At 39.4% G+C, this 12,477-nt stretch carries 11 protein-coding genes and 1 pseudogene; all 12 read right to left on the bottom strand.

The window, feature by feature from the left end:
- Nucleotides 1–123: 123 nt before the first annotated feature.
- Complete coding sequence (locus tag TEPIRE1_RS09920; RefSeq protein WP_013779039.1) at nt 124–942, bottom strand: purine-nucleoside phosphorylase; 819 nt, start codon at nt 940–942, stop codon at nt 124–126.
- A 163-nt stretch (nt 943–1,105) separates the two neighbouring features.
- The gene (locus TEPIRE1_RS09925) at nt 1,106–2,284 is read right to left on the bottom strand and encodes a phosphopentomutase (protein WP_013779040.1); all 1,179 of its coding nucleotides are present in this window, start codon (nt 2,282–2,284) and stop codon (nt 1,106–1,108) included.
- A 15-nt stretch (nt 2,285–2,299) separates the two neighbouring features.
- On the bottom strand, nt 2,300–3,628 hold the full coding sequence (locus TEPIRE1_RS09930) for a pyrimidine-nucleoside phosphorylase (protein ID WP_013779041.1): 1,329 nt from the start codon (nt 3,626–3,628) through the stop codon (nt 2,300–2,302).
- A gap of 49 nt (nt 3,629–3,677) precedes the next feature.
- Nucleotides 3,678–4,070 carry a cytidine deaminase gene (cdd, locus tag TEPIRE1_RS09935; protein ID WP_013779042.1) on the bottom strand — a complete coding sequence of 131 codons (393 nt, stop codon included), beginning with the start codon at nt 4,068–4,070 and terminating at the stop codon, nt 3,678–3,680.
- 22 nt (nt 4,071–4,092) lie between these two features.
- Nucleotides 4,093–4,812 (bottom strand): GntR family transcriptional regulator, encoded by a 720-nt coding sequence (locus TEPIRE1_RS09940; protein WP_013779043.1) that lies wholly within the window; start codon nt 4,810–4,812, stop codon nt 4,093–4,095.
- Nucleotides 4,813–4,834: 22 nt separating this feature from the next.
- Nucleotides 4,835–6,037 carry a fucose isomerase gene (locus TEPIRE1_RS09945; RefSeq protein WP_013779044.1) on the bottom strand — a complete coding sequence of 401 codons (1,203 nt, stop codon included), beginning with the start codon at nt 6,035–6,037 and terminating at the stop codon, nt 4,835–4,837.
- 15 nt (nt 6,038–6,052) lie between these two features.
- Nucleotides 6,053–6,967, bottom strand: coding sequence for an ABC transporter permease (locus TEPIRE1_RS09950; protein ID WP_013779045.1), 915 nt, complete (start codon nt 6,965–6,967; stop codon nt 6,053–6,055).
- Nucleotides 6,968–8,086, bottom strand: coding sequence for an ABC transporter permease (locus TEPIRE1_RS09955; protein ID WP_013779046.1), 1,119 nt, complete (start codon nt 8,084–8,086; stop codon nt 6,968–6,970). It lies immediately after the preceding gene.
- Nucleotides 8,083–9,609, bottom strand: coding sequence for an ABC transporter ATP-binding protein (locus TEPIRE1_RS09960; RefSeq protein WP_013779047.1), 1,527 nt, complete (start codon nt 9,607–9,609; stop codon nt 8,083–8,085). The genes TEPIRE1_RS09955 and TEPIRE1_RS09960 overlap by 4 nt, the downstream gene beginning before the upstream one ends.
- Before the next feature lie 74 nt (nt 9,610–9,683).
- Nucleotides 9,684–10,781: a BMP family lipoprotein gene (locus tag TEPIRE1_RS09965; RefSeq protein ID WP_013779048.1), complete on the bottom strand. Its 1,098-nt coding sequence runs from the start codon at nt 10,779–10,781 to the stop codon at nt 9,684–9,686.
- A gap of 236 nt (nt 10,782–11,017) precedes the next feature.
- A pseudogene (locus TEPIRE1_RS13515) lies at nt 11,018–11,191 on the bottom strand (ABC transporter ATP-binding protein); the annotation flags it as partial.
- A gap of 65 nt (nt 11,192–11,256) precedes the next feature.
- On the bottom strand, nt 11,257–12,162 hold the full coding sequence (locus tag TEPIRE1_RS09970; RefSeq protein ID WP_013779049.1) for a diaminopimelate dehydrogenase: 906 nt from the start codon (nt 12,160–12,162) through the stop codon (nt 11,257–11,259).
- Nucleotides 12,163–12,477: the final 315 nt, after the last annotated feature.

Here is a 12,477-nt window from a genome sequence, read left to right on the forward strand (position 1 = left end):
AGATATGCTTTGTGGTTTATCCTTATTTTAATAAAATTAATTAAAGCTTAAAGTGTATCTTATATCTTACTAAATCTATTAAAAAAACCGAGCACTAAAACACTCGGTTTTCTTGTTCTATAGCTATATTTCAGCTACCATATCGGCAATTATCTTAATAAAATCTTCCTTCACCCTTTGCGAAGTTTCTACTACTTCTTGGTGTGAAAGCTTATTCTTTGAGATACCCGCAGCCATATTTGTAATACACGATATTCCAAAAACCCTTATGCCCATCTGGCGCGCAGCTATAACCTCAGGCACTGTTGACATGCCAACGGCATCAGCTCCGATAATAGAAAGCATTTTTATTTCTGCCGGGGTTTCATAGCTGGGACCTTTTAAAAATGCATATACGCCGTCCTTGTAAGGCACTTCATTTTTTATATATACTTCCTGAGCTTTAGCTATAAGCTTACGATCATAGGCAAAAGTCATATCAAAAAATCTAGGGCCGAATTCTGTGATTTCTTCGCCAATAGCGGGATTTTCCCCGGTAAAATTGATATGATCTCTTATAACCATAAGATCGCCCGGCTCTAAAGAGGAATTTATCCCTCCGGAAGCATTTGTTACAAACAGTGTTTCGATTCCTAAAAGACCCATTACCCTAACGCCCAAAACCACCTTGGATATGGGGTACCCTTCATAAAAATGAAACCTGCCCTGCATTACCGCAACATCTTTTTCCATCAATTTTCCAAAAATAAGGTTTCCAGCATGCCCTTTTACAGTCGATACGGGAAAGCCCGGAATATCTGAATAAGGTATGATAACACTATCCTGTACTTCGTTGACCAGTTCCCCTAAACCGCTGCCCAATATTATACCAATTTTTGGCGGTGTATCTATCTTCTTTTTAATATATTCTACGGCTTGGAGCACCTCTTTCAAATAAGACATATAAACCTCCATTCCGCTGCTATTGCTGGCAGCATAGATAGTAATGAAAGCAATTAATATTTCTGTAGATTAAATTAAATTTAAACTAAATCTTTAATTTATTACGATTTTTTGCTTGATTCTAGATTATTTTTTTACAATATATTCCTCCGATTATTATAAGTTATAAGTTATAAGTTATAACTCGTTTAAAACTAATGCCGTTTCTTAGCTTTTCACATCCTAGAAAATCTGCTACGGTTTGGCCTATGTCTGAAAAACAGGATAAAGTTTTAAGGTCTACATCCGGTTTGATTACATCACCGTAAACCAGTATAGGCACATACTCCCTGGAGTGATCAGTGCTCTTGGTAGTCGGGTCACATCCGTGGTCGGCAGTAATTATAAGCACATCGTCCTTTTTAAGTTTTGTGAGTATTTCAGGCAGGCGCTTGTCAAAATCCTCCAAAGCTCGGGCATACCCTATAGCATCATTTCTATGCCCATAAAGCATGTCATAATCTACCAAGTTTGTAAAGATTAGACCTTGCTCTAATTCATCCATAGCCATAAGGGTCTTATTTACACCATCCATATTTCCATTTGTATGGATTGCCTTAGTTATACCCTGTCCAGCAAATATATCCCATATTTTACCAACTCCGACAACTTCCATGCCCGCGGCAACAACCTTATCAAGCAGGGTCTCATATGGAGGTTTTAGCGAAAAGTCGGCTCTGTTATATGTTCTTACGTAATTTCCTGATTCTCCTATAAACGGGCGTGCTATGACCCTAGCCACCGCATGTTCTCCCTGAAGTATTTCCCTGGCAATTTTACACATCTCATAGAGCTTTTCCAATGGGATTACTTCTTCATGTGCAGCTATCTGAAAGACCGAATCGGCCGATGTATATACAATTGGGTTTTTGGTCTTCACGTGCTCATCGCCAAGTTCTTGTATTATTTCTGTGCCCGATGCCGGCTTGTTGCCGAGAACCTTCGTGCCTGTTCTTTTTTCAAACTCATTAATTATTTCAGCAGGGAAGCCGTTCGGATATACGGGGAAGGGTCTGTCCAGCACTACCCCTGCCAGTTCCCAATGGCCCGTAGTAGTATCCTTTCCGGGGGACTTTTCTGCCGCTTTGCCATATGCACCCGCAGGTTGTTTAAGGGGTGGCACTCCCATAACATCGATAATATTGCCAATACCTAGTTTTTGCATGTTAGGCATATTAAGCCCACCCACTGCTTTTGCCACATTACCTAAAGTATTGCTTCCTTCATCGCCGTATTTTGCCGCATCGGGCATTTCGCCGACACCTACACTGTCCAGCACTATTAAGATAACTCTATTTATCATAATGACCATCCCTTTTTAAAACTTTAAAACTTCATCCTTTGTAATTTTTGCCCAAATAACCTTTCTTTTTTCTATAGAGTCCAAGGTAAATTCAAAAGCTTTTCGTGTTTCATCGACAGCCCAGCTAAGTTTTGCTTCGTCATTAGCTAAAATTTTTGCAAAAACTTCACCTTTTTTTACTTTATCCCCTACTTTTTTATATATCCAGATGCCCACTGCAGGATCTATAATATCATCCTTTTTCTGTCTGCCGGCACCAAGTTTCATGGCAGTAAGGCCTAAACGCGCAGCATCAATCTTGTTTACATAGCCATCTTCTGCCGCAGCAACTTCTGATTGATACTTAGCCTTTGGCAGCAGTGAGTAATCTTGTATTACTCTAGAATCTCCTCCTTGGTTGCCTATGATTTCTTTAAATTTAGCCAGTGCTTTTCCTGTTTCAATACTATCTTTTAATTTTTGAACAGCTTTTGTTTTGTCACTTTCAATTTTTGCCAATAACATCATCTCTGAAGCAAATTCAAGGCAAAGCTCAAGAAGGTCTTCATGGCCTTTTCCCTTTAACACTTCTATCGCCTCTACAACCTCTATGGCGTTGCCGATTGCAAGACCTAAGGGCTGCTCCATATCTGTAATATATGCTACGGTTTCCCTGCCCGCAAGTTCCCCTATCTTCACCATTAATTGCCCAAGCTCTTGAGCATCTTCAAAGGTCTTCATAAAAGCACCATTACCAAACTTCACATCTAAAATTATTTTATCGGCACCACCGGCAATCTTTTTGCTCATTATAGAGCTTGCTATAAGCGGTATGGAATCCACTGTTGCCGTTACATCCCTTAAAGCATATAACATTTTGTCTGCCGGAACAAGGTTCTTCGACTGGCCTGTTATCGCAGCACCAATAGTGTTTACGGAATCTATAAAAGTTTTGGTATCAAGTTCGCAGCAAAAGCCCGGAATGGATTCCAGTTTGTCGACTGTTCCTCCGGTGTGTCCAAGGCCTCGCCCCGACATCTTGGCAACCTTTATACCCACAGACGATGCAAGTGGCAGCAAAACCAGTGTTGTAGTATCTGCAATACCTCCGGTGGAATGTTTGTCAACCTTGATGCCATCGATAGAAGATAAATCTACCATCTCACCGGAATGAGCCATAGCCATGGTTAAATCAGTTGTTTCTTCTTCATCCATGCCCTTAAAATAAATTGCCATGAGTAAAGCTGAAATCTGATAATCCGGAATGCTTCCACCTACATAACCATCAATAATAAACTGTATCTCATCTTTAGAAAGCTTTAATCCTCGCTTTTTCTTTTCTATAATGTCGGGAACAAAGAACATATAACCACCTACCTTTTATAGCAATATAGCAGCTAAAATCCGACTTAAACTACAGCTTAAATCCATATGGCAGTAACTCCTCTGCTGTCATTCTTTTAATTTTGGAGCCATCTTTGTTGGTAAGATACACGATAGCTTTGGGAGCAAGTTCAGATATAACCTGCCTACAGGCTCCGCAGGGAGAAACCGGTTCATCTACATTTGCAGCAACCGCTAAAGCCACAATATCTTTTTTTCCCTCTGAATAAGCTTTAAAAAGTGCAACTCTTTCAGCGCATATAGTAAGTCCATATGATGCATTTTCAATATTGCACCCCAAAACTTCTTCTCCATCGGCGGTAACCGCACAAGCCCCCACCGGAAACTTAGAATAAGGGACATAAGCATTTTTCATAGCAGATAAAGCCTTCCTCACAAGCTCTTTCTCATCTAACGGTATCATAAACATTCACCTCTAAATGTTGTTAAATTCGCTTCCTGACAATATAAAACCGAAACTTCTCAGGCGAAAAATAATTTGACGAGTAAAATATTGGATTGTCTTTATCGTCATAGTGGAGTTGTTCCAAGAGCAAAGCCACATTTGACTTTGATTTCATCTTTAGCTTTTTATAGACATCGGCTGCCTGTGCCTTTACAGGTATTATATCCGATACGGCATATGATATATAAATACCTAAATCTTTATGCAGATACTTAAATAGAGATTCCTCTTTAAACTCAAAATTTTTATGCACGTATTTTTCCGGAATCCTATCAATACAGAATAAAACCGGTTCTCCGTCAGCAGTTCTTACTCTCTCAATGCGGTATATCTTTTCATTTGGCAAAAGATTTAATATGGTTGCCTCGCGCTCACCCGGCTGTGTTAGCGATACCTCTATATCCTTTGTGCCTGGCTTCATACCCTGTTTTTCGATGAGTTTTGTTATACTTATCAACTCTTCCATACCGCTTTTTATGATAGGAGATTTGGCAATAAAGGTTCCAATGCCATGATATCGGTTTATCACGCCTTCATCTTCCAATATCCTAAAGGCTTCTCTTAGTGTAGCTCTGCTGACATTTAGCCGTTTAGCCATTTCGATTTCCGAAGGCAATTTTTCGCCTTGCAAGAGCTCACCTGTTCGTATCATCTCTTTTATTTTTTTTACAACTATTTCGTACCTAGGTGCAAAAGCCATATACGCACTTCCTTATAAAACACTAATAAATTATTTCCATGTAATCCATAAATCCTCTAAATAGCGTTTCAATTTTGCCAGGTACTATAATCAGATGGTTACCCAGCGGATTTTTCAGTAAGGAATCTAATCCATATTCCATCTGAACTTTTATTTGAGTCCTGCACCTATGCTCATCATAAGTATTGCTTACGATTGCACCCTCGGCAATATAAAGCTTATCTAGAGCCCTACCGCCAAGTTTAACTACGGTTACAGGCTGCTCGGCAAACTTGCCTGCCACTGCTACTCCGATGCCTGACTCAAAATGGGTTTTTAAAGAATACTCTTCTACAATACTAGTGGGAACGGTACAATGTGCCAATAAAATAGTATTTGCCTTCTTATCTATTTTAGAAGGGTTTGCCATAAATGAACGCTTACCTGTAAGGATATATACTAACAACATCGTAAATAGTGAAGGCATATCTCCTTCACAGCCGGCAATAATTCCCTCATCATTTAAACGAGCAAGCGGCAGGCATCCTGTATTTTTAAGAGGGTCTAAAAGGTCAAAGCATTTTAAGGTTAAAGCTGTTATGTTTTTTTCTTGTACAAGCTTCTTTAAACCGCGATAAATCCTGTCTGCTGCTTGCACATCTGTCTCTTGGATTCCAATTGCTGCAGCAGCTTTGCTAAAATAGTCATCTTGGCTTGCAATTTCGATTTCACTGATTGATTTTAATAAGTCTTCCATTGGTATATACACAAAGTTAGAACCCCATATTTCGGAAACTTTATGAAAATCCACATGGCTTGCTATAAGCCAATCAGACGGCCCGCCAATGCTGGCTATCCTAGCATCTTTTATCTTTTTTGCCGCTTCTTGTAAAAAATAAAGTTTTTCTATTTCCTGTTTTATTTCATCAAATCCGCCATGTAAAATATATGCTTTCTCTTGCTGTTTGCGAACATATGCCATTATTTCTAAAGCTGCAGGCAATGAGTTGTTTATATCTTCAGCCAATAGAATTATTGGTTTTTTGAGCCACGGATATATTTCTTTGAATTTTCCTTCCACACCGCCGGTCATAACCCAAACTACCGTAATTCCATCCGAATTTTCCTGCGAGTTATAGTTCACGTCAAAATTGTCTTCCAAAAAGTTCATAGAGGGTCTTAAACTGTTTATAACATTTTCTTCACCATGAAGTGGTGACATAAGCTGTATTACATTAATATTCATGTTTCATCAATCTCCTTATCCATTACTGCGATTATAAGCTTCACCGCTAGCCGCAGGAGGCGTAGCTTTCTTTACTATACCGGTTAAAACTGCTAATGTCAGCAGATATGGAATCATTTTTATAAACTGATATGGTATAATACTGCCTTCACCGGCTCTTAAGCTTAAGGCCTCCGCAAAGCCGAACAGCAGTGATGCCCATAATGTGCCTGTTGGTGTCCAGTTTCCAAATATCATGGCAGCCATGGCAATATACCCTTTACCCTGTGTCATACCTTCAACATACATGCCCGTATGCTCCATTGTAAGATATGCTCCCGCTATCCCTGCAAGCATACCGCTTATAATAACACCGGCATACCTCATGGCAAATACATTTATCCCTAGGGTATCGGCAGCCAAAGGGTTCTCCCCTACTGCGCGCAATCGCAAACCAAATACCGTATTATCGATGATGTATTTTGAAATCGGCACTAAAATCAATGCTGTTATTACAATTGGTGAAATATCCGTGAATAACAGTTTTAAAAAAGGTATATCTGACAGTATAGGAACGTCTATCGGTTTAAATCCCGATACGTGGTGGGATGTAGTGGCTTTACCGAAAATTACCAGACTCAAAAACCTAGAAGCACCATATGCCAAAATATTTAATGCCACACCACTTACAACCTGATTGACGCCAAAAGTTACCGTCGTCACTGAGTGTATGAGCGCAAGAAACGCACCTGCCAGCATAGCAAAAAGTATCCCCACAAAAGGGCCATAAAAGTAAGCCCCGACGCTGGCCCAAAATGAACCTACAATCATCATACCTTCAAGGCCAATATTAACAACACCTGCTCTTTCGGTATAGACGGCACCAATAGCCGTAAGTAATATGGGCACGGCCATCCTAAGACTTGATGCTAAAAGTTCTGCTGTAAGCATTTATGCCGCCTCCTTCTTTTCCAAGCGTTTTACATAGTCATTAATAATTTTAGTTATAACAACAATGAATATAATCATAAGTGATTGCAGAATTACAATGGTATCCATAGGCACCTTTAAGAGAGCCTGTATTCCTTCTGAACCGCGTTTTAAAAACCCGAAAAGCATCGCTGATGCTATAATCCCAAAGGGATTATTTTGAGCTATCAAGGCTACTGCTATACCATCAAATCCATATCCTTGGGGAAAATCCATGTCCATATATTTAAAATATCCTAAAAGGTCGGATAGTCCAACTAAACCCGCAACAGCTCCACTTAGTAAAAAGCCTTTTAAATAAACTATGTCCGGCTTTATGCCGGCGATTTTAGAAGCTTCGGGATTATGGCCGACAGCTCGAAGTTCATAGCCAAACGGAGTATATAGAACTAAGTAATATATCCCAATAGCCAGCAGGATACCTATAGGAAAGAACCAGTTAAGATATACATGTTTTGGCAATTCCACACCAAAAAGAGCAAAAAATCCATGCATCTTTGGGATAAGAGCACTTTCTGCAAGCTTAGGAGTTCTTACCAGCACGCTGCCTAAACCTTCTATCAATGACTGATGTTTATCTCTAAAAACATCAGCAATGAGATAATGTATCAGTGAATAGGCCACATAGTTGAGCATTATTGTGCTTATTACTTCGTGAACACCCCGCTTTACTTTAAGAAAAATAGGGATAAAAGACCACAGCATACCTCCGACCATACCTGCCGCTATGACCAATGGCAGATGAATTATAGCAGGAAGCCCTTTTAGAGAAAAACCTACCAGTGCGGCTAAAAAAGTTCCTATTAAGTATTGCCCCTCAATACCTATATTGAAAAGCCCCATTTTAAACCCTATAGACACAGCCAGGGCGGAAAATATCAAGGGTGTTGCATTAAAAAAAATAATCGCTATACTGTCAAGACGGCTAAAACTAAACTTAAACATAGTATAAAACACTTGAAGTGGATTTTTATCAATAGCTAAAATAATCAGTGAGCTGATAAGTGCTGCTAAAATCATAGCTATGACTGGTGCAGCTATCTTTAGCGCTAATATTTTATAGTTATAATCCTTTTTCATGCACTTTCACCTGCTTTCCTATGTGCGCCCAACATGTATACTCCTATATCCTCTAAAGTTTTTTCTTCAGGTGCAAATTCGGCTACAATCTCACCGTCAAAAATTACACCAACCCTGTCCGCAAGCGATAAAACCTCTTCCAAATCAGCTGATATCAAAAGAACTGCTTTGCCTTCCTGGCGCTTTTGCAAAAGCTGTCGGTGAACAAATTCCATAGCACCTATATCCAACCCCCTGGTTGGTTGGGCAGCTAAAATGACCTCAGGTTCTTGAGAAAGTTCCCTGCTTAAAATAACCTTTTGCTGATTTCCACCGGAAAGCCCTTCAATTTCTTGATGTATTGAACTTATCATTATGGAAAATTCCTTAACATTATTCAACGTGAATTCTTCAGCTTTCTTAATATCGATAAACATTCCTTTTTTAAATTTATCCTTTCTGTGAAAGCCTAAAATACTGTTTTCCCAAACCTTCATAGGCAGCACTAAACCTTGACGATGGCGATCTTCCGGAATAAATGCCACTCCTGAATCTCTTATCTGCTTTATAGACAATCCATGAATTGGCTTGCCGCAAACCTTTATCTCACCTTGGTAATCTTGTCTAAGGCCGATAATGGCTTCAGCCAATTCTTTTTGGCCATTGCCTTCCACACCGACAATACCATAGATTTCTCCACCACAGACTTCCAGTGAAACACCATTTAAGGAATTCTTCCCGCCGTTACCCTTCATTACTATATTGTGCAGTGAAAGCTTTACATCACTCTTTTCGGCTGCAGCTTTATCAAGTTTCATTAAAACAGGTTTCCCTACCATCATTTTGGCCAATTCTTCTTTTGTCACCGAATCTGCCGAAACAGTGCCTACCGCCTTGCCTCTTCTCAAAACTGTTATATTATCAGCTATATTAAGCACTTCATCCAGCTTATGACTGATAAAAATGATGGTTTTACCTTCTTCTTTTAACCTGCGTAAATTCACAAAAAGCTCATCAACTTCTTGCGGAGCCAGAACTGCTGTTGGTTCATCCAATACGAGTATATCGGCACCTCTGTACAAAACCTTGATTATCTCCACTCGCTGTGCATGGCCTACCGAAATATTTTCTAACTTCGCATCAAGGTCCAAGTTAAAATTGTACAAGTCTAGAAGCTTTTTAATGGTTTGTCTGCAAGTTTTTTTATCAATTGCAACGCCTTTCTTTTTTTCAGCTCCGAGAATAATATTTTCCAAAACTGTAAAACGGTCAATTAACATAAAATGTTGGTGCACCATGCCTATCTTAAGTTCAATAGCCTTATTAGGCGAAGAGATTCTTTCTTTTTTCCCAAAAATATAAATTTCACCTTCATCTGGTTGGTAAAGGCCTGCCAAGATTTTCATCAGAGTGCTTTTGCCCGCACCATTTTCACCTACAATAGCATGGATTTCGCCTTTTTGTATTTGCAAATTTATTCTGTCATTTGCCACAATTCCGGGAAAGCGCTTAGTTATATTCTTTAAAACAACGGCTTCTTCCAAAATTTCTCCCTCCCTTGGGGTTCTTTCAATAATAACAACGGGGTGACCGAATAAGAGTCACCCCGCAGCATTGTTTACTTTAAAGTCTTCAAAAATTCTTCATATTCGTTTTTGTCCGCGGGTACCTTTATTTCGCCATTTACAACCTTTTCCTTAAGCTCTTCCAGTTTCGGCTGTATATCACTAATGAGGTCCTTATTAAAATCATTCACCGCATAGCCTACACCGTCATCGTCAAGCCCAAACACTCTGTATCCACCTTCGAAGCGGCCTTCAATAAAATCCTTTATAGTTTCATACACTGAATTATCAACCCGCTTTAGCATGCTTGTCAGTATATAAGGTTTTTGCTCATCGGTTGCAGTTAAAGACTGATCCGAGTCTACGCCAATGGCCCACACTTTATTGGCTGCCGCCGCTTCCAGCATGCCGACGCCCGAGGCCCCTGAAGCATGGTAAATTACATCAGTACCAGCTTTAATCTGCTTTAATGCTAATTCCTTAGCTTTTACCGGATCCTTAAAAGCTTCGCCGGTAGTTCCTACATAGTCCGAAAAGGTTTCAATAGCAGGATTTACATATTTTGCCCCTGCTAAATAACCGTATTCAAATCGCTCAATAAGAGGTGATTTCATACCGCCGATGAAACCAACCTTGCCATTTTTTGATTTCAGCGCCGCCGCTGCACCAACCAAGAAAGAACCTTCATGTTCTTTAAATAATAGGCATGAAATGTTAGAGCTGCTATCAATATCTTCCACAGCCCCATCAATGAGGCCGAATTTTACATCAGGGAATTCTTCGGCAACTTTTGCAATATGGTCTGTAAACATAAACCCGACACCAAAAATCAAGTCATAGCCGTCCTCGGCCAAAAGTCTCAAAAGCTGCTCTCGGTCCTCACCGCCGCTTGAAGGTTCCAAATCAGTAACTTCTAAACCAAACTCCTGTTCTGCCCGCTTCAATCCGGCATAAGCACTATCATTAAATGAGAGATCACCGCGGCCGCCAATATCATATACTAAACCGACTTTAATCTTCTTCTCTTCAGGCTTCTGCTCTTGCTGCTCTTTTTCCTCTTTTGGAGGCTCAGCCTTTTGACCACAGCCGGTCATAAGACCTAAAACCAGCAGAACAACCAAGCTTAAAGCTAATAACTTGCGAATCTTCACTCAAAATTCCCCCCGTAATTTTTTGTAAATCCTTTATAAATAAGTAGGCATCCATATTATGTAAATGACCATGCCCCCTTTCTTATATTAAAAGTCTGACATCTGACATTTATATTTTAACAATTTTCAGTTGACTCTGTCAAGATGTATTTTCACATTGATATCAAAATTCAAAAGCGTTCCGCTGATTTACATTTACATGATGAACGAAACGCCATTTTTAAGTATTTATCATTTTAAATTATCGTATGCCTTACTCCTAAATATACTTCTTGAACGGCTGGATTTGCCAAGATGCCTTTGCCGCAGCCTTGTAGAGCCACACGGCCCGTTTCCAAAACATATGCTTTATCGGCTATCTCTAAAGCCTTTTTAGCATTTTGCTCTGCCAATAGAATGGTAGTTTTTTGAGCTTTGCTGCTTATAGGCTTTGTTTATTTCTTCTCTTCCATCCTTTAAACTGCTAACAACATCATCATAGCAACTTGAGAATAATTTCCTCTTTTTTACCATGTAGGTAATCTATGGGAGGAATCTCCGCTAAAGTATAAGCTCCCGGCTTTTGCTTAAGGCTGGCTCGGGCTGCAGATACCATAACTTGTGCCGTAGCCGCCGGATTAGTAACTTGCATAATAAACTCCATGCGCTGGTTATGCGTTCTCCCTGATACCCCTTTGCGCTCAATATGGACGCCATGCCCCATGTCTATAAGGTTTTCTATATCATCAACATTATAAACAATAGTCGTATCGTGCTTAAAATAAGAATCATTCTTAATAGCTTCTTCAATTTTTTTAAAATCATAGTCTGGCTTTATCTTTACATAAACCAAACGTTTATGAATACCGTTTCCTTCCGGTATCGTCAGCGAAACCGCATCAGCCACCCCCTCAACTGCTTTAGCAGCCACCGTATGTCCCATACTCATCCCGGGCCCGTAGTTAGTATATGTTATGCCTTTTGGAGCTATAGTCTGCATTATGGTTCTAACTACCGAATTGGTTCCCGGGTCCCAACCGGCGGAAATTATCGCCACTGCATCATGAGCTTTTGCTACTAAGGTCAATTCCTCTCTAAGCCTAATAATGGAATCACCATGTATGTCAAAAGCATCAACAGTATTTATCCCCCTTTCAAGATAATACGGGGCTATCTGAGGTACACATCGGCTATCTACCGCAAGAATTGCAATATCAACTTTATCCAATTTTTCTACATTGGATGTTACTGGAAAATTATGAAATTTGCCTTTCATGCATTCAACTTTTTTTGGAACTTCGACTATGCCTGCAACCTCCATATCAGGGCTTTCAATGACAGCTCCCATAACTTCTTTACCTACATTTCCAAAGCCAATTATTGCAACTTTTACTCTCTGCATAAATAAAATTGTCCTCCTCTCCTACTACAAATGAGTAGTTTTCTGTATATTGTAGTCATGCAAAAATAGTGCCAATATAGTTATAAGCGACAATCATGAGATCAATTCATTGAGTAAGCCTTATATGTGCAAGATTTGATGAAATAAATTTTTCAAAGTTTGATAAATTTTTTATAATCTCATTACGTTAAATTGGTTCGTAAAATCGAACTCATTTTATATAAGAATTCATATAAAGCCTATTTATACTGGATTATAAGCTGGTTTGATATATCAAACTCTTTATTCTGGAATACCAAACTCATTTGATAGGCA

This window comes from Tepidanaerobacter acetatoxydans Re1 (assembly GCF_000328765.2).
In the GTDB taxonomy this organism is placed as follows: Bacteria; Bacillota; Thermosediminibacteria; order Thermosediminibacterales; family Tepidanaerobacteraceae; genus Tepidanaerobacter; species Tepidanaerobacter acetatoxydans.